The 24,244-nt window shown below is 42.9% G+C and carries 16 protein-coding genes; 7 read left to right on the top strand and 9 right to left on the bottom strand.

The genetic code is table 11. The features are described 5' to 3' along the window. Nucleotides 1–514 precede the first annotated feature (514 nt). From K7R10_RS15020 to ligD (K7R10_RS15010), 3 genes are read left to right on the top strand one after another with little or no spacing between them, the layout of a single operon-like run. On the top strand, nt 515–1,111 hold the full coding sequence (locus K7R10_RS15020) for a DNA polymerase ligase N-terminal domain-containing protein (protein ID WP_224485555.1): 597 nt from the start codon (nt 515–517) through the stop codon (nt 1,109–1,111). Next, on the top strand, nt 1,108–2,112 hold the full coding sequence (gene ligD, locus K7R10_RS15015; protein WP_224485554.1) for a non-homologous end-joining DNA ligase: 1,005 nt from the start codon (nt 1,108–1,110) through the stop codon (nt 2,110–2,112). Before K7R10_RS15020 ends, ligD (K7R10_RS15015) begins: the two co-directional genes overlap by 4 nt. Then, complete coding sequence (gene ligD, locus K7R10_RS15010) at nt 2,112–2,921, top strand: non-homologous end-joining DNA ligase (protein WP_224485553.1); 810 nt, start codon at nt 2,112–2,114, stop codon at nt 2,919–2,921. Before ligD (K7R10_RS15015) ends, ligD (K7R10_RS15010) begins: the two co-directional genes overlap by 1 nt. Nucleotides 2,922–3,985: 1,064 nt before the next feature. On the opposite strand, the gene K7R10_RS15005 is transcribed toward ligD (K7R10_RS15010), so the two are convergent. The 7 genes from K7R10_RS15005 to K7R10_RS14975 form a co-directional block, all read right to left on the bottom strand. Then, nucleotides 3,986–5,818, bottom strand: coding sequence for a glycoside hydrolase 5 family protein (locus tag K7R10_RS15005; protein WP_224485552.1), 1,833 nt, complete (start codon nt 5,816–5,818; stop codon nt 3,986–3,988). 4 nt (nt 5,819–5,822) lie between these two features. Continuing rightward, nucleotides 5,823–7,196, bottom strand: a complete 1,374-nt coding sequence (locus K7R10_RS15000; protein WP_224485551.1) for an MFS transporter — start codon at nt 7,194–7,196, stop codon at nt 5,823–5,825. A gap of 4 nt (nt 7,197–7,200) precedes the next feature. Continuing rightward, nucleotides 7,201–8,436: an AGE family epimerase/isomerase gene (locus K7R10_RS14995; RefSeq protein WP_224485550.1), complete on the bottom strand. Its 1,236-nt coding sequence runs from the start codon at nt 8,434–8,436 to the stop codon at nt 7,201–7,203. A 4-nt stretch (nt 8,437–8,440) separates the two neighbouring features. After that, entirely contained in the window at nt 8,441–9,631 is a 1,191-nt protein-coding gene (locus tag K7R10_RS14990; RefSeq protein ID WP_224485549.1) for a glycoside hydrolase family 130 protein, read from the bottom strand. A gap of 488 nt (nt 9,632–10,119) precedes the next feature. Continuing rightward, complete coding sequence (locus tag K7R10_RS14985; protein WP_224485548.1) at nt 10,120–11,805, bottom strand: hypothetical protein; 1,686 nt, start codon at nt 11,803–11,805, stop codon at nt 10,120–10,122. A gap of 20 nt (nt 11,806–11,825) precedes the next feature. After that, nucleotides 11,826–13,421: a RagB/SusD family nutrient uptake outer membrane protein gene (locus K7R10_RS14980; protein WP_224485547.1), complete on the bottom strand. Its 1,596-nt coding sequence runs from the start codon at nt 13,419–13,421 to the stop codon at nt 11,826–11,828. 11 nt (nt 13,422–13,432) lie between these two features. After that, nucleotides 13,433–16,519 (bottom strand): SusC/RagA family TonB-linked outer membrane protein, encoded by a 3,087-nt coding sequence (locus K7R10_RS14975; RefSeq protein WP_224485546.1) that lies wholly within the window; start codon nt 16,517–16,519, stop codon nt 13,433–13,435. Nucleotides 16,520–16,946: 427 nt separating this feature from the next. Here K7R10_RS14975 and K7R10_RS14970 point away from each other — a divergent pair, with 427 nt between their 5' ends. After that, nucleotides 16,947–17,819 carry an AraC family transcriptional regulator gene (locus tag K7R10_RS14970; protein WP_224485545.1) on the top strand — a complete coding sequence of 291 codons (873 nt, stop codon included), beginning with the start codon at nt 16,947–16,949 and terminating at the stop codon, nt 17,817–17,819. Between the two features lie 37 nt (nt 17,820–17,856). On the opposite strand, the gene mnmE is transcribed toward K7R10_RS14970, so the two are convergent. Next, nucleotides 17,857–19,317, bottom strand: a complete 1,461-nt coding sequence (gene mnmE / locus K7R10_RS14965) for a tRNA uridine-5-carboxymethylaminomethyl(34) synthesis GTPase MnmE (RefSeq protein ID WP_224485544.1) — start codon at nt 19,315–19,317, stop codon at nt 17,857–17,859. 154 nt (nt 19,318–19,471) lie between these two features. Between mnmE and K7R10_RS14960 the strand changes: the two genes are divergently transcribed. From K7R10_RS14960 to K7R10_RS14950, 3 genes are all read left to right on the top strand, one after another. Then, nucleotides 19,472–19,972: a Dps family protein gene (locus K7R10_RS14960; protein WP_224485543.1), complete on the top strand. Its 501-nt coding sequence runs from the start codon at nt 19,472–19,474 to the stop codon at nt 19,970–19,972. Between the two features lie 9 nt (nt 19,973–19,981). After that, nucleotides 19,982–20,896: a mechanosensitive ion channel family protein gene (locus tag K7R10_RS14955; RefSeq protein ID WP_224485542.1), complete on the top strand. Its 915-nt coding sequence runs from the start codon at nt 19,982–19,984 to the stop codon at nt 20,894–20,896. A 196-nt stretch (nt 20,897–21,092) separates the two neighbouring features. Next, on the top strand, nt 21,093–21,278 hold the full coding sequence (locus tag K7R10_RS14950; protein ID WP_224485541.1) for a CsbD family protein: 186 nt from the start codon (nt 21,093–21,095) through the stop codon (nt 21,276–21,278). 547 nt (nt 21,279–21,825) lie between these two features. Here K7R10_RS14950 and K7R10_RS14945 read toward each other — a convergent pair. Then, the gene (locus K7R10_RS14945) at nt 21,826–23,718 is read right to left on the bottom strand and encodes a DUF3604 domain-containing protein (protein WP_224485540.1); all 1,893 of its coding nucleotides are present in this window, start codon (nt 23,716–23,718) and stop codon (nt 21,826–21,828) included. Between the last annotated feature and the right edge of the window lie 526 nt (nt 23,719–24,244).

Here is a 24,244-nt window from a genome sequence, read left to right as displayed (position 1 = left end):
TGACGTCTTGGGATTCGCAAAGACGTAAATTTTATATCGCGAAGGAGCTAAGGAGCAAAGGAGCTGAGGAGCCAAGGAGCTAAGGAGCGAAATAGGAAAATAGGGAATGAAGATGTAAAACTTTAAATTCTTTTATTCCTTCTAATCTACCATCTACAATCTACCATCTATAATTTATCTGACTACCTGACTACCTGAAAAAGATTGCTTCGCTGGGCTCGCAAAGACGTAAATTTTATATAGCTAAGGAGCTAAGGAGCTAAGGAGCTAAGGAGCTAAGGAGCCAAGGAGCTAAGGAGCCAAGGAGCTAAGGAGCTAAGGAGCTAAGGAGCGAAATAGGGAAATAGGGAATGGAGATGTAAAACTTCAAATTCCTTTATTCCTTCTAATCTAACATCTACAATCTACCATCTATAATTTTTATCATTCCCGTGCCCCCGTGCCCCCGTGCCCCCGTACCCATAAAAAATCCCGTATCTTTAAGAGTTACCAGACAGACCTTAGAATGAACAGGATGGGAAATAAAGGATACAACGACAAACGCGACTTCAGAAAGACCGATGAGCCGAAGGGAGAAAACGGTACGGGCAAGCACGAAGAACCTGTATTCGTTATTCAGAAACATGATGCCAGCAATCTTCATTATGATTTCAGGATTGAGATCGACGGCACTTTAAAATCCTGGTCTGTTCCCAAAGGTCCGAGTACCGATCCCAGTGTAAAACGCATGGCGATCCCCACCGAAGATCATCCCCTGGAATACGCCGATTTCGAAGGTGTGATCCCCGAGGATGAATATGGAGGTGGAACGGTAATGATCTGGGATAAAGGAACCTTTGAAAACATGAAAAAGAATGATGATGGGGAGTCGATTCCCCTCAAAAAGTCTTTTGAGATGGGTACTGTTGAGATCTTTCTGAAGGGAGAAAAGCTGAAGGGGGGCTATGCGCTTATAGAAATGACCAGCGGAAACATGGAGGGCAACTGGTTGCTGATCAAAATGGATGATGATGAAGCCGATGCCCGTCGCAATCCGACCAGTACGGAAAAGAAAAGCGTAAAGACCGGGCGAACCCTGAACGAAATAGAAAAGGAGGAAGGGGACGAATGAAAGCACTTGAGAATATCCTGGACGAGCACGACTTCGGAAAGGCGGAAAAGAAAGCCTTTCCCGGATTCGTCGCCCCCATGCTGGCCACGCTGACAGATGATTATTTTGATGATCCGGAATGGATCTATGAAAGAAAATTAGACGGGGTACGATGTCTGGTATTGATCGAAGAAGGGGAGATTTCCATTTATTCAAGAAATGAAAAGGAACTGAATAATACCTATCCGGAATTAAAAGAGGCTCTGCAGAAAGGTGATCATCCCGACCTGATACTCGACGGTGAGATCGTCGCTTTTAAGGGAAATGTGACCAGCTTCAGCAAGCTGCAGAACAGAATGCAGATAAAAGATCCTGAAAAGGCAAGAGAAAGAGGAGTTACGGTCTATTTATATCTCTTTGACATCATATACTACGAAAATTATTCCCTGTCTGAATTGCCTTTGAGACAGCGTAAACAAATACTTAAAAAGGTTATCAAATGGAGAGATCCGCTTCGCTATGTCCCTCACCGTAATGAAGAAGGTAAGGCTTACAGGGAGGAAGCCTGCCGGAAGGGATGGGAAGGTATTATTGCTAAAGATGCCAATTCAACTTACGTGCACAGCAGAAGCAAAAAGTGGCTGAAATTCAAATGTGCAAAAGGACAGGAACTGGTGATCGGCGGATTCACCGAACCAGAGGGAGAGCGAGTCGGCTTTGGGGCGATGCTTGTGGGGTTTTATAAAAACGGCAACCTGCAATATGCCGGAAAGGTCGGAACGGGCTATGATGATGCCTTTTTAGAAGAATGGCGGGAAAATTTTGATCAAATCGAACAGGATTCCAGTCCGTTCGAAGACTTTGATGATGACGATGGCGGAGATAACCACTGGATAAAACCGAAATATGTGGGAGAATTTGGGTTTACCGAATGGACAGGCAGCAATAAATTAAGACATCCCCGCTTCCTCGGGATGCGTTATGATAAAGAGCCTGAAGATGTCATTAAAGAAGAACCCTGATGAAAATAGAAGAGGTTGAAATATCGAACCCGGAAAAAATAATTTATCCTGGCAAGGAGATCACCAAGCTGGATATGATCAGGTACTACCAAAGGATTTCCGAGGAGATACTTCCTTTTCTCAAAGACCGGCCGTTGACCCTTCAACGCTTTCCGGACGGGATTGACACGGAGGGATTTTATCAGAAGAACGCCGGCGATTATTTCCCGGATTATATCGAAAGAGTTTCCATAAAAACAGGAGATGGAACCAATACCCAGGTGATCTGTAACAATAAAAAAAGCCTTATCTACCTGGCCAACCAGGGTACGGTAAGCTTTCACATCTGGCTGGCTAAAAAAGATGTTCTCAATAAGCCTGACAAGGTGGTGTTTGATCTGGACCCGCCCAAAGACTCTTTTGAAAAGGTGAAGACCGCCGCCGAAAGGATCGGGGATTTTCTTAGGAAAGAGGGTGAGGAGCCCAGGCTGATGACCACAGGTAAAAGCGGGTTTCATATCTGGTATGAGAAAAGACGGGACAAAACCTTCGATGAACGCAGGGAGGAGGTAAAGGAGCTGACTCAGAGAATGGCCGAAAAACATCCTGATCTGCTTACCACGGCCACCAGAAAGAACAAAAGGGAGAACAAGGTCTTTGTCGACTACCTGCGCAATGCTTACGGACAAACCTCGATTTGTCCGTATTCCCTTCGGCCGACTCCATCGTGCGGAATCGCCACTCCCTTGGATTGGGATGAATTACCAGGTATCGAAAGCCCGGATCAGTATACGATCGATAATATCTTCAGGCGCCTGGGGCAGAAGTAGTAATCGTTAATACCTTTACTAATACGGCTTCTTAAAAAAGCTCCCTTCGACTGGCTCCCTTCGACTGGCTCCCTTCGACATGCTCAGGGTGACATAAAACTTAACCCTGTGATAGCGGTATGATTATTTTTACCACCTGACCACCTGACCACCTGACCACCTGACCACCTGACCACCTGACCACCTGACCACCTCACCACCTCACCATCTCACTGAAAAAGTCATTCAGAGCGCAGCGAAGAATCTGCCACTCGGGTATGGAGTTATGAGGGTATGGGGGTATGGAGTTATGAGGGTACATGGATATCTTTAGCCGAATTTCTAAGTAGTCTTCGAAAGATTGTTTCGCCTCACTGCCTGAGGCTACCGCTGACGGATTTAATTAAACCAATAAAGCACAGAGAAAATTTTGGCTCCCCGCCCTGGCCAGGGAGGGGTGGCAGCGATAAAATCGCTGACGGGGTGGGTTGATTCACGACAGTCCTTACTACAACCCCTTCCGGCACCGCCTACGGCTTATACTGCCACGCGCGACCTGGCTCCTTCGCTAAAATGGTTCACAGAACCATTTTTTAACGCTCGCCCCTCCCTGACCAGGGGAAGGAGTCCTTTTTATATAAATTTTAAACCGTCATTATCCTCCACAAGGAAGCCGGATTTCAAAAACCTCGCAAAGACGTTCTATTTAACCTGTTGACCTATTGACCTTTTCACTACCTGACTACCTGACTACCTGACCACCTGACCACCCGAAAAAGATTGCTTCACTACGCTCGCAAAGACGTAAATTTTATATCGCGAAGGAGCGAAGGAGCGAAGGAGCGAAGGAGCTAAGGAGCAAAGGAGCAAAGGAGCGAAATAGGGAATGAAGATGTAAAACTTTAAATTCCTAAATTCTTTTATTCCTTCTAATCTAACATCTAACATCTAACATCTATCAGCTACCATCTACCATCTACCATCTACTAACTATAATCTACCATCTATAATCTACCATCTATAATCTACCATCTATAATTTATCTGACTACCTGACCACCTCACTAAGTTCAGTTAAACAAATAGTCAATTGTAGGTGATCACAGTTCTTCCGATTTGACTCTTTTCCTTAAAAACAATCTTCAAAAACTGAGAGGAGTTTTTATCATTAGAACTCTCATATAATTTGGCATTCCAGTAACCATAATCTCCTTCGCCCAGGTCTTCTCCTGATATTTTAGGGTTAATGGGCTCAAAATTTTCACCATCACCGGAAACCATTAGTTCCAGTCCGTTTTGATCAAAGGTTTCAAAGGCATAGATCTTCACATCCCGAATACTGCCGGGTACACTGTAGATGATCTCACTACCCTGGGTTCCCTGTATGCGTTCTGTATCTTCCTTAAATTTCCTGTCCTGGCCCTTTTCAACTGTAATATCTTTATATCTGTAAAGGGTCATCAGATTGCCCATCTCATCAACTAAGGCTTTCTTTTCTACCTTGATCGGCCCAAGGATGTTTGATTCAGGCGAAACTCCTACCGCATTTACGGCCTTGATCTTATAAAAATAGGTCTTGTCAATCTCTGCCGTTGCATCATTAAAGAGAGGCGTATATTGAACACGGGCATCAGACACATTAAAGGCGATCTGCTCCCATGGGCCCTTATCACTTTCAGAACGATAGATATTATACCCCGAAGCTCCTGTAGATCCCTGCCAAGAAATCTCATATACATGTTGAGCAGGCAATAGCCCGGGGGCTTTCGGTACAGGTAATTCAGGGGGCACTTTACCATCTATCTCATATGCTTTCTTTCTCATTAGCGTAAGCAATCCTTTTTCATCGTAAGCGTGACCGGAAGGAAAGCCGGGCCAGTGATAAGCTTTATATAATCCATGACCAACGGGTTCTGAATGCCAGTAAAATCCACCTTCACGTCGGTGTGATCTGATGCTCCAGTTCAGCGTGCCGGCTATTTCATGGTTTGAAATAATGTAATCATAAACCCGTTCATGAGCAGAAGTGCTTTCAAATCCCAATTCCCCGAGGATATAAGGCTTTTTGCCTTTTATAATATCAAGATTCGAATGGATATTGACGAATTGCTGAAATGGATCGGTTTCATAATGATGTGAAGAAAGGATGTCGATATTTGGATCTTCGACTGATTCCTTATGTATATAGCGGTAATCATCTACGGCATGAAACCCGTCCATTAATAAATGGTTGGTATCGATCTCTTTAATATAGGCGGCCATTTCTTTTACCCATGGGTAAGGCGACATCAACTCATTACCCGTCTCCCAGCACAGTATGGCTTTATCATCCTTGTATTTAACACCGGTAAGGGTATTGGTTCTGTTGAGGGTAAATTCTACGGTATTTTTAAAGTCATCAATGAGTTGTTCATCGGTCCAAAAGTCCTCGGCCGGTTTACCACGGAACGCTGCGTATTGCGGAACACCACCCATCCATTTCCAATTGTTTAAAAGTGAAAAAATAATTCGGATCTCCATTTCATTGGCGATCTTTAGCATCAGATCGTTAACAACGAAGGCTTCTTCTGTAAATTCTCCGGGCCCGGTAATGAAGGTTGGATTATCGGGTTCATCCTGCCTTTTAACAGGAAGGGTGTAAATTCTGATGACTTTTCCGCCCATTTGTTTAACGGTTTCAAAAGCATCCCGTATTTCAAATTCATTCGGATATCTGTATGGGCTTTCGGCGGAAAAACTTAATTCGTCTTCGATATAATTAAGATTGGGAATATTCATCGAAATAAACCGGTATTCCTTATCCCCATCCATAAGTCTGTGTCCGTCTCTGGTTATGAAGTTTTCGAACCCTTTAGTCCCCGGTTTTGAGCAGCCAAGCAATAAGGTGACCAGGGTAAATAATAAAATGACCTTCTTCATATTGTCAAATTCTTTTTAGTGTTAAATCGCTGGTGATTTTCTCCATGAACTTATCGTTCAACTTATAGAAGAATAAGAATAATGAGGCGACCAATGCTCCTAGAGCAGGATAGATACTGATCATCATTTTAATGCCTTCAAGAGATTCAGGAGTTTGAACCTGGTTTGCTTCGAACCCGTAGGCCGATAAAATCCAGCCGGCAATGGCCCCACCGAGAGTCCATCCCAGTTTTTGCGACATGGATGAGGACGAAAAAACCAGCCCTGTAGCCCTTCTTCCGGTTTTCCATTCTGAATAATCTGCAATATCTGCATACATAGACCAGATCAACGGTAGTACTATCCCTGCCGACAGACCAATTACCAGATTAAGTGCGAAGATCGGGCCAACGGCATCCGGAGCTACCCAGTAGAAGATAAAACTGAAGAAAGCAGCTATGAACATGGCGGCGATAAATGTCGTTTTCTTCCCAAACCTTGCCGAAGCAGGTTTTGCCAGTAATACCCCTAATAAATTAGCAACTAACCACAAGGTCATATAGGCTCCTGCCAGTTTATCCCATTCCACTTCACCGAATACAGGCAACACCTGGTCCTTGGTGAAATATTTGAAATAATACATAATGCTCCCATCGCGAAGGGAGTTAAATATCAGAACGGCTATACCAGCGCCCAGCATAATAAACCATTGACGGTTCCTGGCAAGGTCTTTTAAATCATTTTTTACAGATGACTTATCTTTCAAAGGTTTAACCCGCTCCTTGGTCCATTTGAAAGTCATTATGAAAAAGAACGCAGCTATAAGGGCATATACGGCTACGGTATACTGGTAGCTTTGCGCTTGGTCTGAGCCTGCATCCTTGAAGAAATCCAATAAATAAGGTACCGTAGCGGTCATAAATATTCCGCCGGAGTAAGCGCCGATAAACCTGAAAGACGCCAATGAAGTGCGTTCTTTTGTGTTTAAGGTCATGACCCCCATCAAAGATGAATACGGTACGTTGATAGCAGTATAGACCATCATCATTAGCGTATAGGTGATATAGGCATAGATGAGTTTACCTGACGGACCAAGGTCGAAGGTAGAGAAGGTTAAAACCCCTATTATCCCGAACGGAATGGCCACCCAAAGCAAATAAGGCCTGAACTTTCCCATTTTGGTATTGGTTCTGTCTGCGATGATTCCCATGATCGGATCATTCAATCCGTCCCACAACCGGGTGAGTAAAAACATGGTACCCACCGCTGCCGGGGTGAGTTCGACCACATCTGTATAGTAAATCATCAGGAACATGGAGAACAACTTCCAGAACATGGAAGAAGCAAAATCACCAAACCCGTAACCTATTTTTTCTTTAAATCTTAAAGTTTCTTGCATAGCATCAGTTCGTTATTTTCTCGATTCGTTCTATCAATTCCAGTAAGGCTCTGGAATTGTGATAGGGGCACTTCCAGAATCCAAGCTTGACATCTTCAGGGTTTGGTTTACCATTTTTATCAACCCGCCAGAACCACTCACCATTTTCCCGGTCTATCATGTTATTTTTAATAAAATGCCAAATTTTAAATACCGCTTGAAGGTATTTTTTATCTGGTTCCATTTGGTAAGCATCCATAAAACCAACCAAAGCTTCTGCCTGGGGCCACCAGTGCTTATCTGTATCGTACCTGCCATGTTCAAAACCATTAAATACAGAACCGTCCTCATCCAAACCGTTTTTCATGGTGGTATTGACCAGCTTCAATGAGGTCTGTTTTACAGCTTCAATGAGTTTAGCCTCTTGTAAAACCAAGGCGGCTTCATGTAATAACCATGAGCCCTCTATATCATGTCCGAATGAAATGCCGTGAGACTGTACTTTCCAGTTCATATCAAAGAACAAATGAAAATGACCGGTAGTATTATCCATGATCTTATGCTGAAATATCTCCAGTAACTGCATCATGCTACACTTCAGCCTTTCATCTTTCCATACGCGATAAAGGTTGGTGTAGGGCTCTAAAATATGCAAATGGGTATTCATAGATTTAGGGGCATTCTGATCTTTCTCACTTAAGCGCATATCGTCAATGCTACTCCAGTCATGCTGTAAAGCCTCCAAATAACCGGAAAACTTTTGATCTTTAAATTTTTCTTCAAGAATATTGAAAAGTTTAATGGCATAATTCAGGCTTTCCGTGCACTCCGTGGCCCTGTAATACTCAGTGAAGGCGTAAATACCAAAGCCCTGGGCATAAGCCTGCTTTCTTTTGTTGATCGGGTTGCCTTTAAAGTCTACCTCCCAGAACAGGCCGCCATTCACATCATCCCAAAAATATCTGACAATGTAATCGAATACAGCATCTGCAAGGGTCTTGTAGTTTTTGCATTCTGTTATTCTGTATGCTGCAGAGAATGTCCATAGCAATCTGGAATGTAAGACGGAGCCTTTGGAAGCCTCCTTATGAGGATTTCCATAATGATCGATCATCCCGATAACTCCACCGTTTTCCAGGTCTAAAGCCTTGGTACTCCAGAAAAAGAGCAAACTATTTAGTTCGTCATAAAGTTCGCCTTTGAGGTGCTCTAACTGCAAAGGAAGACCTTCAAAAATATTAGGTTCTTTATTTGAGTTCATTAATTTACTGAGTAATAGATTTGAGGGTGGTAACCTTTTTGTTAGCATCTATCAAGGCCTGGATGGTTTTCACAGAACAGTGAGAATGTAATTTATCTTCGGGCGAGTTAATGCAGTAATCCAACAACTTGTCTATGGTTGAGGTTGCCACGTGCAACCTGGTATCAGAAGAAGCATAGTAAATGAATACCTTGCCGTCATCGTCTTTGATCCAGCCATTTGAAAAGACTACATTAGAAACATCGCCAACACGCTCTTCTTTTAGTGGAGCAATAAGGTGACCATGGGGTTTATGTATGATCTCCCATGGTTTGTCAATATGCGTTAAGAACATATATAAGGTATATCTTAACCCGGCAGCTGTATTTCTTACCCCATGAGCCAGATTAAGCCAGCCCTTTTCCGTTTTTATTGGAGTTGGTCCCTGCCCGTTTTTAACTTCATAGATGGTGTGATAGGTTTTTGGATCTACAATTGATTCTTTTTCGATATAAGCGTTTTCAATTGTTTCAGATAATCCAAAGCCGATTCCACCGCCTTTACCGGTATCGATAAATCCATCCTGGGGCCGGGTGTAAAAAGCATATTTTCCATCGATAAAATGTGGGAATAGCACAACATTTCTTTGTTGTCCTGAATTCGTCTTCAAGTCTGGTAAGCGTTCCCAGCTGACCAGGTCTTTTGTTCGGGTTATACCCGCAGTTGCTGTGGCAGAAGAGGTATCACCTTCAGCTGCGCCGGGATCCTTTCGTTCGGCACAGAAAACTCCATAAATCCAACCGTCATCATGCTGGGTTAAACGCATATCATAAACGTTTGTGTCGGGGTCATCGTTTTGCGGAAGAGAGACAGGGGAATCCCAAAATTTAAAATTGTCGATCCCGTTCGGACTTTCGGCAACAGCAAATAGCGATTTCCTGTCGTTGCCTTCTACACGTGCCACTACGAGATATTTCCCGTTCAGCTTTATAGCTCCGGCATTGAAGACCGCATTAAAACCAATACGCTCCATAAAGTGTGGATTTGTTGCTCTGTTGAAGTCGAACCGCCAATGAAGGGGTATGTGGTCTCTGGTTAATATTGGATTTTTATAGCGGTTATAGATACCGTTAGTGCTGAAAATTTCACTATTAGGCTTTGATACCAGTGTGTTGTACTGGTGACTTATTTTTTCTAAACGTTCATTATAATTCATAATACTTCGGTATTAATATCAGAGACTAAAGGTTATAGATTGGGCATCTTAACGCCTCTTGAATCAAAGTGCTCAAACTATCGTAAATCCTTAAGAAGTCTTCTTTTACAGATATTTAATTATTTGCAAACTGTACAGGTTTGATCTTGCGATGTGTTCCACGGGATTTTAAGCAGGTCAGGGTCATGCTATTCTTATTGGTTAGCTCTTTCCTGAAGGGCTTGGAGAATACTGATAGACCAGAAAGTATGATTAAAGTTGAGGTAATTCTCATTACCGGGTTGAACCATTCTTCTCACTTTACCATGATTAAGAAGAGCGACTTGACACCCTATCTTAGGCTATGAAGCAGGTTTCAATAAAATCAAGGGGTAAGGAGTGTTCCAATCGCTATTCTCATTTTTTATTGGTAATAAGATGGGGTATTTTAGTACTAAATACCCCACCTATGATTGAACTGTAAACTAACTAATTCAAACTATTGCTTTCTAGTATCTCGGTCCCTCTGTGATTACCACTTCGTCTAGGCTGATTCCGACGGTGTTGGCATCGTTTCGATTAACGATGATCTCAATCCTGTCAATAGGCTCATCCTTATTCAATCTTTTGAGGGTGGCATAATGTGCTCCCAGTTCGGTACTGCTGTCACTCCAGTTCTCCATGTCGGTATTAAATAAACTGAACTGGGCTGTTTGCCACGTACCGTTCGTATCGGGAAAGAATTTCTTAACCAATACCAACTGCTCATCATATTGAAATATTCTTACAATGATATATTGCGCATTACCTTCGATACTATTTAATGCCATGGACAGATAGGGATCATCAAAAACAGATAACTGTGATTCTACCATGGATTTTGAAATCGTTTGGCCCCAATAACCGCTCCAGTTTCCGAGGGTGCCATCATCAACATAAGTAAAGAATTGATCTCCGTAAAAGGGCTCAATTTCATCTCTTCTAAAGTCTAAAGAAGCTACGGTCTCTGTGCCATTCATGATGTCTGGCCACAGGCTTGTATCTTCAAAATCCATCACCACGATCTTGGCGGGTTTGGTAGATCCCACAAGGGCGTCGCCTATTTCCTGACTACCATCATACTTCCCTTCAGTAATCTTCACATAGGCAATATCGATATCCTGGTTTTCGCCTGCATTTCCTGCTTTTAAACCTAGCGTAGGAAGAAATGTTCCAGGGTTCCAGCCATCACCTTCCCAATTATCTTCCAGGGGTTGTGAAATGATGATCCATTCTCCACCGGTATCAAATCCATATCCGAAATGCCTCCATGATCCCGGAGATTCCATTTGGAAATATCCCGCACTTCCGGCAGGTGTTCTGACCGCGAAAGTCAGGTGAGGATTTACTATATTACTGAAGTCGGGGGTTTTTGCAATAGAAATATTACCGGTCTCCTTATCCCATCCATATCCGGGAGCTCTCAGGGAGAAATATTTTTCCTGGGTTCCTAAAACATCACCTGTTTCAATAGCCGCTGTACCTTCTCCCTGATAAGGATTCACCCCATCTTCAAAGTCCCATATACTCACTTCATTATAGGCAATAAAAGGATATATCACATTGATCTTTTCTGCGGTCGGGATCTCATTTCTAGCCAGACTTTTAAAATCAACATTTACCAGCATACCGGCACTCAGGTCCAAACCGGAAACCGACAGTAAGATTTCGTTTTCAGATTTAGAAATCACCTGTACGGGAACTCCGTCAACGGTAACTTCGGTCAGGAGATCTACGTTTTTCCCTTTCACCTTAAAATTTAAGCCCACCTGAATTTCACTCACATCTGTGACCACCGTTTCCTGTATAATGGGGATAAACGCCTGTTCTGTCTGGTAACTCTGTTCATATTCATTTGTTACCTTGATCGGAGCCCCTTTAACGTCAATTGTTCTGGGAACTTTCACCGAGAGAGAATTCTCATCACCGGCAATTTCGATATCATCGCCGATCACATCACCGAAATAGACGCTTCTTACCTTGGTGAAGTTTCCGGTTAATGACAGTGTGCTGGATAAGGTGTCGCTAAACGTACTGACACTATTAATGGTTGGTACCGGCCAGTTGATGTCATAGACAGAATCATCCATTTGACAGCTCGTTACGACTCCAAAGGCAAGAATGATCGCAGCTAATAATGTTAATTGCTTATTCATATTATTGTTCTTTATTGTTATTAATAACCTTTGTTTTGAGGCAATTGGAATGTGTTCACATCTCCAATAGGGATAGGGAGCAGGCCATCGTGAGATGCATAGTTATCTGGGTAAGGCAATAACTCTAATCTTCCTGTTCGAACAAGATCAAAATACCTGATACCCTCAAGAGCAAGCTCTATTCTGCGTTCTTTCCATATATCACGCAACAAATCTTCTCCGGTGGTAAGAATATCAGGTACCGAAGCCCCGGAAAAGGGATCGTAGCTATAATTTGAAGTTTGTCCTTCCGCCGAGCCAAGGGGCATAGTAGAGTTCTGTGCACGTCTTCTTACTTTGTTAACATATTCTCTGGCTTCACCTTCCATACCTAAATAATAAGCAGCTTCAGCATGAGCCAATAATACTTCTGCATAACGCATCACGCGTTTATTTACATCCTGATTGTTATGATTTCCATGCCTGTCTTCTTTTGCCAGGGCATATTTTCTGTTCAACCTGCACTGAGAAAGAAACTCTTTAGTACTGTCATCTGTAAGTGTCCATAACTGTTTATCCCAGATTTGCTTAACTCCGAAAAGAATGTCAAACTCCTGCCCGTAAATGGTGGACAACAGCCGGGGATCTGTACTTGAAAAGCTGTTATATAAGGCATCGGTGGGCAAGTTAAAACACCAACCCCAGTCATCTCTGTTCCCCATTTGAACAATGGTCGTGTTACCAACACTCTCGCCCCATTCGTTATTGGTTTGTTTGTGTTGAATTTCAAAAACAGATTCGATGTTATTTTCTCCTTCTTCTTCAAAGATGGTTGCGAAGTTGCTCGCTAATTCATATTCACCTGAGTTGATGATCTCATTGGTCAGCTTGTACACCTCATTCCAATTGGCTGTTACATCGACAGAATGATCAGTTGATGAGGCCAATACCGAATTATAGCTGTAGCCGGTCTCCTGCATCAACACCCTTGCTTTAAGCATGCGTGCTGCGCCTTTGGTGGCACGTCCCAGATCTGCCAGAGGATATTCACTTTTTTCGGGTAGTACAGCAATTGCTGCATCCAGATCCTGTTTGATGAACTGGTAAACCTCTGAAACCGAGGAGCGGGGAGAAGCCAGGTTATCTACCGTAAAGTCGGTGGTCACCAATGGCACGGCACCAAAGAGCGGTACAAGCTTAGCGTAAGAATAGGCGCGTAAAAACTTCGCTTCTCCGATGATTCTTTGTTTTAATTCTTCGTCAAAATCGGCCTCCGGCAAAGAATTGATCACCTCATTAGCACGTACAATGGCGGTATACAGCAGCGACCAGGTACCTCCTGAAACACCGTTTCCCGAATTGGCAGTAAATTGTCTTAAATATTCACGATCGACCCAGTCGAAGAAACTACTCCCTCCCTTAACAGCATCATCTGAAAGAATGTCTCCATACACAAAGTATTCATCATCCTGTACTGCCGCATAAACCGAGTTTACGCCTGCAAGCGCATTTTGAGGATCATTAAAGTAGTCAGATGCGGTTTGGGTCCCTAAATTTTCTAATTCTGTCAGATCTCGTTCGCATGAACCCAGAGAAACAACAGCTATGATAACCGGTATAAGTTTATATAATTTCATCACTGATTTTTTTAAAAATTAATGTTTACTCCCCAATAGTATAGTTTGGGTTGTGGGTAATTCCCCAGATCTACTCCGATTCCCAGGCTTCTGACATCATTTTCTGCATCTTGTGTCAAATCACCAATTTCAGGGTCATACCCTCTGTAGTCGGTAAAGGTTAGCAGGTTCTGTCCTGATACGTAGAATCGTAATCGCTCAATACCCGATCCGCTTATGAGTTTTGAAGGGATGGTATATCCAATCTGGAGGTTCTTCAACCTTAGGAAGGAACCGTCTTCAACATATCGGTCAGAAAAGCGCAGATTGTTATTCGCGTCTGAAAGTGTGACTCTTGGCTGAGTGCCGGTTGGATTGTTTTCCGGATGGAAACGACCTAACCTGTCTTCGTAGGCATTGTAATAATCATTGACGTCCAGTAATCTTAAACTCATTCCATTGACGATTTCGGCACCTTCAACCCCAAAGAAATTAGCTGAAAGATCTATTCCCTTGTATTCTACATCGAAAACAAACCCGTAGAAATAATCGGCCTGACCTGAACCCAGGTAGGTTCTGTCGTCAGCTTCGATGGTGCCATTGTTATTGACGTCTACGAATCGCACATCACCAATCTGTGCATTTGGTTGTAAGCCGGCATAGGCGTCTACTTCTTCCTGACTACGGAAAATGCCGTCGGTTCTATATCCATAGAAATAGGCAATTTCCCTTCCTGCTTCTGTTCTTGTGGTGAAGCCGAGTTTATCAATAAAACCTCCATCAATGAACGCATCCTGATCTGAATTCAATTTTGTGATTTCATTGTCGATAAAAGTGACGTTGGCGCCCACGTTGAAGTAAAAATCGCCAATGTTGTTACCATAATTCGCAGCAAATTCAAACCCCTTATTGTTCATTGTTCCAATATTGGCGTTCGGTCTGTCTTTTGGAAAATAACCGGGAAGGGCGACCCTCGTGATCATGTCTTTGGTGTCTTTAATAAAATAATCTGCTGTAATACTGAGGTCTCCATCCAGAAAACCCATGTCAGCCCCTAAGTTTAAGGTTTCGATAACTTCCCATCTTAAGTCAGGAGTAGGGATATTTGTTGTTGTGCCCCCCTGATATTGCTCATCGTTAAAAACGTATTGCATGGAATAAGTACCTATGTTAGCAACATCAGACCCTGCCTGAGCACTGGCCTGGTTACCCACACGACCCCAGCCGGCTCTGAACTTTAAGGCTGAGAATAGATTAAGATTTTGAATGAACTCTTCCTGACCTGCTCTCCATGATGTTCCAAAGGAAGGGAACACCCCCCATTTATTCTCACCGGAGAATTTACTGGTACCATCATACCTCACGGTTGCCGTAAGCATATATTTATCATTAAATGAATAGAAGCCCCTGGCGAAAAAAGACTCTGTGCCAAATTGCCCCTGGTAAGCGTTCACTCGTTCATTAAAAGAATTGGCAAGATTTAAATACCGTAAATATTCCGTTTCGGGAACATCAATTCCTGTAGCACTGAACCCTCCGGTTTTGTTGTAATTTGACTCATGACCCAAAGTAGCCATAACCCGATGCACATCATTAAAGGTCTGGTTATAGTTTAATAAATTGATCCAGGTCCAACTGTAAAAGTCTCCCCTTTGTTCGTATAATTGACTTTCCGGCCGATTGAAATTTTCATTCAAATAATAGGCCGGGCTGTAATTCTTATTGTGAATAGCACCGTTGGAGACCTGGTAAGTCGTTGTGAAGTTTAAACCTTCTGTGATGTCAATATCTAACCAAGAGCGAAACATATAGGAATTAACCCTGTTATCTGCGTATTTTAATTGATCTACGACCAGTGCCGGATTGTTGCCAAAGGCCGTCATCATCGGAATGAATTCACCTTCAGAATTCCTTGGGCTATCCAGAGGACTGGCTGTTAATGCTAATGGAATGGGTCCGTTGTAAAGACCTTCCGGGAAGTTGCCGAATTCGTTGCTGAACAAATTGATCTGAATTCCCCCGTTCACATTTTTATTAAAATAGTATTCGGTCTTTGTATTAAAGATGTACTTTTTAAAGGCGGTATTTTCTACAATACCCTCCTCGTCAAAAATAGTTCCGCTCAAGGAATAGATTAACTTCCTGTCGGTATTATTACCACTTGAAATTCCGCCTCTTACGCTTAAATTGTAGTTTTTTTGCTGGCCTTGCCTGAAAATCTCTTTTTGCCAATCTGTTCCTTCCGCGTTTTCTGCGATGGCGAAGTTGATACGACTTTCCAGGTTTGTTGGTAGTGATTGCCCATCATTATCAGCTGCCTCCAGTATTAATTGGCCATGTTGGCTTGCGTTTAATAAATCTACTCTGTTGGGTGTTTCTGCAATACCATAATACGTATTAAAAGAAAATTCCGGCTCTGTAGAGGCCTGGCCACTTTTGGTGGTTACGATAATCACACCGTTAGCTCCTTTATTTCCATAAATAGCGGTAGATGAAGCATCTTTTAATATCTCAATGCTTTCTATGTCTTCGGGTGCCAGGAATTCAATGTCATTTCCCATAGGTACGCCGTCAACAACATATAAAGGGTCTGAATTGTTTGTACTACCCACACCTCTGATCCGGACCTTCATTCCCGCGCCGGGACGGCCGGAGGATTTATTAATAGTAACACCGGCAACCCTTCCCTGTATTGCTTCAACCGGCCTGTTTGAAGCGATTTGTACAAGATCGTCTCCGGATACTGAGGAGACGGCACCTGTCAGGTCACTTTTCTTTGCCGCACCGTATCCGATTACAACGACCTCGTCGAGGCCAACCATATCTGGTTGTAATTCAACGTTTACAACAGAACGGTCTCCAACCTCAATTTCCTTTGTTTTAAAACCGACATAAGAAAAGATCAAGACATTTTGATCTTCAGACATGGTAAGAGAGAAATTTCCATCGAAGTCGGTGGAAGTTCCATTATTAGTTCCCTGAACTACAATGGAGACACCTGGTATCGGCACGTTACTTTTGTCAGTTACGGTACCACTAACCATTTTTTCTTGCGCCAGTAATGTCCAAATTGGCGTAAGTAGTAAGGTGATTAAAATAGAGCGAAAGTGGTTTGTCATAATTATAGGTTTAGTTGTATACTCTATATAATGCCAGAAATCTTGACTAATAAAGCCCAATTTTACCGGCGATTATGTACTAATATTTCAGACTTCTAAATTATGTGCTCCAACCACTTTAATTAAATATTATTACATCGATTGGTAATACTATTTTATCATTATCATTATTTGTTCTGTTAAATAGCTCTTTTCATTTATAGCAATAAAAATTTATATACATTAGAAATCAATAAATTAGAATGTATATATTTGTTAAATCTTTAGTGTTTATTTTAAAGATGTTAATATATCAGATATTTCGGTTAATTTAAAGCATACGGTTTTTACTTAAAATGAATGTACTATTACATCAATCAAAATGAAGGAATTTATCCGATAAAACTTGTTGTAATAGGTTGTTTATCAATTTAATCCTACGATCATAATGGTTATACATAGAGAAATCACCCCTCTTAAAGAAGATGATTGTTTTTTAGTATTCGACAGAAATCGAAACGACTTCACCTTTCCGATTCATTTTCACCCTGAATATGAGATAAACTTTATTCACAATGCCAAGGGAGCGAAGAGAATTGTCGGTGACCATATAGGAGAAATCGACGACTATGAATTGGTGATGATAGGGCCGAATGTATATCACGGATGGGAAAATTTTAATAATGATACCTCCCGTACCTTGCACGAGATCACGATTCAATTTCCCAAAGATTTATTTGATTCTTTTTTTTTAAACAAGAACATATTAAAGCCAATCAAGGAATTGTTTAAAGCCTCCAGGCATGGTATACTGTTTTCGAAGGAAACGATATTAGCTGTAGAATCAAAGTTATACTCGTTAAGTAAAAAGAGCGGTTTTGACAATTTTATCGAATTTCAGTCCCTGCTCTATGACTTGGCGGTTTCCAGGGATAAAAAAACCTTAACGAATTATTCTGTTGGTGATCCAAATGATTTTCACAATAGCGAACGTATTGAAAAAATGTACAGTTTTATCAAAGATAATTACCGGCAAAAGATTAAGGTTGAGGATGCTGCAGACCATATAAATATGACGGAAATCTCCTTTAGTCGGCTGATAAAAAAAAGCACAGGAAAGACCTTTACCGAATTGGTGAATGAGTTCAGGTTGAGATACGCCACCAGAAAGCTTATTGAATCCAATGAAAGCGTTTCTGAAATTTGTTTTGATTGCGGGTTTAACAATATTTCTAATTTCAACCGGAGATTCAAGGAAAAACAGGGCTGTACCCCAACTGAGTTCAGGGCGAATTATATGGGGACCCCAAATATATTTTGATGGTAATCAAACCATATTTATGATGGGGGTAGGGTATTTACTTTCCGATACAGAAATTTGCAAAGATATTTCCCAACAGGTCATCACTGGTGATCTCACCGGTGATCTCTCCGAAGTGATAAAGTGCCTGTCTGATATCGATAGCCAGGAGGTCTCCTGATAGTCCTTCCCCGAGCCCGAACTTCACTTTCTCGATCTCTTGCAGGGCTTTCAGCAGGGCATTGTAATGGCGGCTGTTGGTCACGATGGTTTCGTTGTTCCTGAGGGCCCCTGTATTGACGAATTCCAAAAGGTGAGCGGTAAGCTTTTCAACTCCTTCTCCGGTTTTGGCAGAGAGGAAGAGCACTTGTGGCAGGTCTTTTTTGATCTGCTGCTGCAACCCGGTGTCGATCTGATCGGCCTTATTGGCTACGATGATAAGTTGTTTCTGCGGGTATTTATTTTTGATGCGTTCCAGTTCTGTCGTGATCTGTTTCAGGCTGCGGCCTCCACCGGTTTTGTCAGCCTGAGCCTGTTGGCTATCAGGCTGAGCTTGTCGACCATCGGGCTGAGCTTGTCGAAGCCCTGAACTGTCGAAGAGATAGATCACCACCTGGGCATTCTCGATCTTCTCGAAAGTACGTTTGATCCCGATGCTTTCGACCACGTCCTGGGTTTCCCGTATTCCGGCTGTATCTATAAAACGGAATCCGACACCCCCGATGCTGATCTCGTCTTCGACCGTATCGCGGGTGGTACCGGCGATCTCACTAACAATGGCCCGCTCTTCATTCAGCAAGGCGTTCAATAGGGTGGACTTCCCCACATTAGGTTCTCCGACGATAGCGACGGGAATTCCTTTTTTGATCACGTTTCCGGTGGCGAAGGAATCGATCAGCCGCTTCAGTACATTCTCGATACGTTCGATCAGGTTCATAAAGGCCGTACGGTCGGCAAACTCCACATCCTCTTCAGAGAAATCCAGCTCCAGTTCGATCAGGGAGGCAAAATTCATCAGTTCTTCCCTGAGTTTGGCAATCTCGTTGCTGAACCCTCCGCGCATTTGCTGCATGGCTACCTGGTGCGAGGCTTCGTTGTCGCTGGCAATAAGATCGGCTACGGCTTCAGCCTGGCTCAGGTCCAGCTTTCCATTCAGAAAGGCTCTCAGGGTAAACTCCCCGGCATCGGCCATTCGGCAGCCTTTCCGCAGCATCAGCTGAATGATCTCCTGTTGTATGAAGGGTGAGCCGTGACAGGAGATTTCCACCACATCTTCCCCGGTATATGAATTCGGATTTTTAAATACAGATACCAAAACCTCGTCAAGCGTTTTTTCCCCATCCATTATATGGCCCAGGTGAATGGTATGGGTGGGCTGCTCAGCGAGCTTCTTTCCCCTGACCGAACGGAAACATCCCGATGCGATCGCCAGGGCGTCTTTCCCTGAAAGACGTATAACGGCAATGGCTCCGGCACCTGAAGGCGTGGCAAGGGCGACAATGGTATCCTGAATTTTCATAGGGATTACTTTGCCCCAAAAATACGAATCCTTTGACAACTATTTTTGAAAGAAAAATACTGTTAAAATATTTGCCGTTGGTGAGTTAAACCTTGTTAAAAGTTTTGCTTTCCGCAGGGTAAAACGTAATTTAGAAGAAACTAAATAATTAAAGATGAACTATTTGAATTTAGATAAAGACAAGACAGAGAAAACCGTTTATGAGCTAAATGTACTATTAGCTGATTACCATGTCTACTACCAAAAACTCAGAAATTTTCACTGGAACATCTTCGGGAAGAACTTTTTCGATTTACATGAAAAATTCGAAGAGTTGTATGACGATACCAAACTGAAGATCGACGAGGTGGCAGAACGCATCCTGACCCTTAGAAGTCAGCCGGTCAGCAACCTTTCCAAATATTTGGATCTGTCGAACCTGGAGGAGTCGAGCAGTGACCTTTCTGATACTGAAATGATCGATATTCTTTTGGAAGATCACGGGAAGTTACTGAAACAGATGAGACATATCGTTGAAGTGGCAGATGATGGTAAAGACGAAGGTACCATTGACCTTATCGGTGAATATATCAGAGAATTAGAAAAAACATCCTGGATGCTGGATGCCTGGAGAATGAAGACCTCAGAGGGGTTAAAGAAATCTTCAGTATCCTAATAGTTCCTGATGAAGGAAAGATTACACGAAGCATGGGATAAAATGCTGAAGGAACTGGGTTCATGGCTGGATAAACTGGTCGTGAACCTTCCGAATATTGTACTGGCTTTGCTGGTATTTTCGGCAGCTTTCTTCGTTTCCCGATACATCGACCGCCTGATGATGCGTTTGCTGCGCCGCAGCAGTATGCAGCACAGTATTAAAAGTGTACTTTCACGACTGGTCTCCATAGCCACGATCCTTTTAGGACTTTTCCTGGCGCTGGGGATACTGAATCTCAACAAAGTACTTACCTCACTCCTGGCAGGTGCCGGGGTGGCAGGTCTGGCGGTAGGTCTGGCCCTTCAGGGAACCCTGACCAACAGTTTTTCGGGTATCGTTCTGTCTTTCGTTGACAACCTGACAATAGGAGACTGGGTGGAAACAAACGGGTATACCGGAGAGGTGACCGATATCGATCTTCGCTTTACCACCCTGAAACAGATCGATAATAACATGGTGTCGATCCCGAATAAAATGGTGATCGAAAATCCCATTAAAAATTACTCTCTGACGGCCCAATCAAGAGTGATACTCAATTGTGGAGTACACTATGATTCAGATCTGGAGAAAGTAAGAGACCTGGTGTTGGAAACCATAACGTCGAACTTTGAAGCTGTGGAAAGAAAAACCGATATTATTTTCTTCTACACAGAGTTTGCTGACAGTTCGATCAATTTTGAAACCCGCTTCTGGATTAATTCCACTTCGGGTCTTGAAGTCCTGAAAGCACGAGGTAAAGCGATCATAGCTATTAAGAAAGCCTTCGATGAACACGGAATCACCATTCCGTTCCCTATTCGTACTATCGACTTTACGAACAGGCTTGATGCGAACGTTTCACGCCCCGAAGAACAGTCGGAAGCTGGAAGTGATAAAGGGTAAATGATAAGTGATATGGGATAAAGAAGGAGCAGGTAGCAGGTAGTATCTGATGATTAGTACCCATAGCTGCAGACTTCATCAGCGACAGGCTTTCAATAAAGTTTTTGAAAGCGTCGGGGTAATGAATGAATACGATCAAACCCGTGAAAACAGAATTAAAATTAACCGTAAATAGTAACCTTTAAAAACAGAGATTATGAACGAAGATCAATTAGAAGGAAAATGGAAACAAATCAAAGGTGAGTTTAAACAGAAATACGGTAAGCTGACCGACGATGATGTTACCTATGCAGAAGGTCAATTTGACGAAATGATGGGTAAGCTTCAGGAAAAGACAGGGAAGACCCGTGAAGAGATCAAACGTGAAATTGAGAATTGGTAATTGAATTAATTTTCAAAATGATGAACGACTCCTGGCAAAACCGGGGGTCGTTTTTTTTGCTAAGGAGCTAAGGAGCTAAGGAGCTAAGGAGCTAAGGAGCTAAGGAGCGAATGGGCAAATAGGTAAACAGGTAAATAGGTAAGTAGGTAGGTGGGTAGGTGGGTAGGTATAGCCTGGCATACTTTAACCCTCATCATCCCATACCTCCATACCTTCATAACTCCATAACCCAAATGAGAGCCTTAATCCCGAATCAAAAGATTGCTTCATCTTGCTGAGCAAGATTCGCAAATACGGTATATTTCCGGCGAAGGAGTTAAGGAGCAAAGAAGCGAAGCCGGATATTACCTAACCCTAAGTCTATCTTAGATATATAATTCAGTTTAATTCTCCTCGGAGTGTTTGGGGTTCTATGGTGATGCCTACATTTATAATCTACAATCTACAATCTACAATCCACAATCTACAATCCCCAATCTATCATAACTCCATACCTTCATACCCACATAACCCCATAACCAATTAAAGGTCGTAAAGCCTTCTTTAATTATTCACCAGGGGTATACCAAATCGGAGATGAATAAACCCTTTCCTGTATGGTTGCCGGATGGTTCGTTTCCTTTACATCGATACCCAGTTCGATAGCGTCCAAAAGAGAGTATCTTGGTGTTGGAATTTCAAGCACCCTGACATAATAAAAGGCATGTTGTTCTGCATCGAAGTCCGGATCTGTCCACATTGTGGTTAGCTCGGCATCTCCAATGCTGTTGGTATATTTTCCGGTTTCCAGATCAACCGTATTTCCAACGGGCTGGCTTCCGTCAGTTCGATCACCTGATAAAGCGACATCATAGACCTTTTCCTGAGAATTGCCGTTTTGATCAACCCATCCCTTAATAACTTGTATTCTGTCAAGATTTGCTCCGTCAGGATCTTTCATGGCGGCGATCATAAATCCGGGTGCTTTATCATCTTCGTTCATCAAGTCGCCCCCCATAGGGACGCCCTTCTCATAACCTTTCTCAACCATGTTATCACTGCTGATATCTGCCTCGGTAAAATTAAACCCTCCGAAAAACCGCAGTGTTATTCTTGGTCCGGTGGTGGCATATACCTCCTTCCTTTTGAAGGCATCTGCCAGGCTTTGTCGCGTATTGGATTCTGCCCAGACACCTACCCATCCAGCAGCTCCCATATCCCAGCCCTTTGAAGATCCGATCCCGGTAGGATGAGAGCGTTGTTCCGGTTTGGCATCGTGCTGTCCCTTTCCTGCAAAATTGCTTTCTTCGATCGCAGACATTCCGGTATGGGAATCACTGCTACCGATAAGACCCATCTTATATGGGTTAGAACCCAACTGGGTTTTTAATTCCAGACCGCGCATTAAACCCGTTCTTACATAATCAGCAAGTGTTGGATCAGGCCTGGTGCCATCTGGCGTAAGAGCAAAATCATAGGTTTCAAAATCTGCGAACTCATCGTTAGGAGATAATGCCGGATGGGTTTCTGAATCTCCTTTGATCTGGGTAATCTCAACTGCCGGCTCCCATTTCATTCTTTTCTTCGCATAGGCTTCATCAACCGGCTCACCGTTCAAACGGATTTCCGGAAACATAAGTCCCAAACTAATATTAGGATTGTGAGGAATGGCAACAAATTCTGCTCCGGTACGTGTACTGGTTTCATCCAGCCAAGTCCATAAATCTTCCGGATCATCACTATCTAAAGCACTGTATGGTATAAATTGCTTTGCTACCTCTGACCCCTGAGGCATAAATACAATGCGATGCAGGTTGGCAGCATTTCTGTTGGAGCTCCATTCCCAACCGATAAGGGCGGTGAATTTTCCGGGTTCATTAAATTTTTCAGCTGCTTCGATATTTTCCATCCACGCATCAGTTACTTTCTCCCCGCCAAAATCCCGGATTAAATCCTCACTGGTCAGACCGGCGACATTCTCCTGGTCAAAGGCCGCGAAGTTTAATATGTCATAGAGCTCCTGCATACCTTCTTCCTTCGGTTGCGGAGAGATCTCGAGGAATTTCCTTCCCGTCTTGGTATCAGCAATGCCTGGTGTATTTTGATACATCAGAGCGATGGATCCCAATAACTCAGCATGATCAGCTATGACAATAAAATCGAGTGGCTTAGAAAGTTGCCAGGTTTCTCCTGTGGTCGGACTGGTTACTTCTTCTCCCCGGGCGAAACGATAGGCGATCTCCGGGGTGGAGTTGGGCGTCCCAAACAAGTAGACGTCGAAAGAATTTCCGGTATGTTGATGGGTGTCTCCCCAGTAGACCTCTTTTAAGGGATTGCTGGCAATAGCTACAGAATCTTCAGCAGATGCGGTTGAATCTGAGGTTTCTGAATTTGATGTGTCGGTTTTACAGGAAAAAGAAAAAATCAGGGCAAGAATCAAAAAGGTGATATTTCTTAGCATTTTATTTAGTTTTAAGCTTTTAAATTACTGAAATTCAGGTAAATAAAATTATTTATGTGCTGAATTAAATCTTCTCGGGATGACGGGGCTGATAATAGTATCGTCCTTATTTATAAAGTTCCCTTCCTGAACTCCTTCACCTCATACCCAGGCAGGGGAGGTAAAGAGGTAAGCAGGTAAGCAGGTAAGCAGGTAGAGGCGGGTAGGTATAGCCTGACATACTCTAATCCTCATCATCCCATACCTTCATACCTCCATAACCCAAATGAGAGCTTACTTCCGAATCAAAAGATTGCTTCATCTTGCGGGGCAAGATTCGCAAAGACGATATATTTCCGGCAAAGGAGCTAAGGAGCTAAGGAGCTAAGGAGTTAAGGAGCTAAGGAGTTAAGGAGCTAAGGAGTTAAGGAGCTAAGGAGCTAAGGAGCAAGGAAGCTGAGAAGGATCTTACCTGACCCTAACTCTTCTTCGATATTTAATTCATTTTAATTCTCCTCGGAGTGTTTGGGGCTCTATAGTGATGCCT

Origin of the sequence: Robertkochia aurantiaca, from assembly GCF_020166495.1 — a bacterium.
Classification (GTDB): Bacteria; Bacteroidota; Bacteroidia; order Flavobacteriales; family Flavobacteriaceae; genus Robertkochia; species Robertkochia aurantiaca.
The sequence above is the reverse complement of the archived record's forward strand: the minus strand, read 5'-3'. Positions and strand labels throughout refer to the sequence as shown.

Excerpts from the sequence above, each read along its gene's own strand:
- K7R10_RS15005 (WP_224485552.1), bottom strand. The coding sequence starts at position 5,818 with ATGAAGAAGGTCATTTTATTATTTACCCTGGTCACCTTATTGCTTGGC.
- K7R10_RS14955 (WP_224485542.1), top strand. The coding sequence starts at position 19,982 with ATGAAGGAAAGATTACACGAAGCATGGGATAAAATGCTGAAGGAACTG.
- K7R10_RS15020 (WP_224485555.1), top strand. The coding sequence starts at position 515 with ATGGGAAATAAAGGATACAACGACAAACGCGACTTCAGAAAGACCGAT.
- ligD (WP_224485554.1), top strand. The coding sequence starts at position 1,108 with ATGAAAGCACTTGAGAATATCCTGGACGAGCACGACTTCGGAAAGGCG.
- mnmE (WP_224485544.1), bottom strand. The coding sequence starts at position 19,317 with ATGAAAATTCAGGATACCATTGTCGCCCTTGCCACGCCTTCAGGTGCC.
- K7R10_RS14995 (WP_224485550.1), bottom strand. The coding sequence starts at position 8,436 with ATGAACTCAAATAAAGAACCTAATATTTTTGAAGGTCTTCCTTTGCAG.
- K7R10_RS14985 (WP_224485548.1), bottom strand. The coding sequence starts at position 11,805 with ATGAATAAGCAATTAACATTATTAGCTGCGATCATTCTTGCCTTTGGA.
- K7R10_RS15000 (WP_224485551.1), bottom strand. The coding sequence starts at position 7,196 with ATGCAAGAAACTTTAAGATTTAAAGAAAAAATAGGTTACGGGTTTGGT.
- ligD (WP_224485553.1), top strand. The coding sequence starts at position 2,112 with ATGAAAATAGAAGAGGTTGAAATATCGAACCCGGAAAAAATAATTTAT.
- K7R10_RS14960 (WP_224485543.1), top strand. The coding sequence starts at position 19,472 with ATGAACTATTTGAATTTAGATAAAGACAAGACAGAGAAAACCGTTTAT.
- K7R10_RS14970 (WP_224485545.1), top strand. The coding sequence starts at position 16,947 with ATGGTTATACATAGAGAAATCACCCCTCTTAAAGAAGATGATTGTTTT.
- K7R10_RS14975 (WP_224485546.1), bottom strand. The coding sequence starts at position 16,519 with ATGACAAACCACTTTCGCTCTATTTTAATCACCTTACTACTTACGCCA.
- K7R10_RS14950 (WP_224485541.1), top strand. The coding sequence starts at position 21,093 with ATGAACGAAGATCAATTAGAAGGAAAATGGAAACAAATCAAAGGTGAG.
- K7R10_RS14980 (WP_224485547.1), bottom strand. The coding sequence starts at position 13,421 with ATGAAATTATATAAACTTATACCGGTTATCATAGCTGTTGTTTCTCTG.
- K7R10_RS14945 (WP_224485540.1), bottom strand. The coding sequence starts at position 23,718 with ATGCTAAGAAATATCACCTTTTTGATTCTTGCCCTGATTTTTTCTTTT.
- K7R10_RS14990 (WP_224485549.1), bottom strand. The coding sequence starts at position 9,631 with ATGAATTATAATGAACGTTTAGAAAAAATAAGTCACCAGTACAACACA.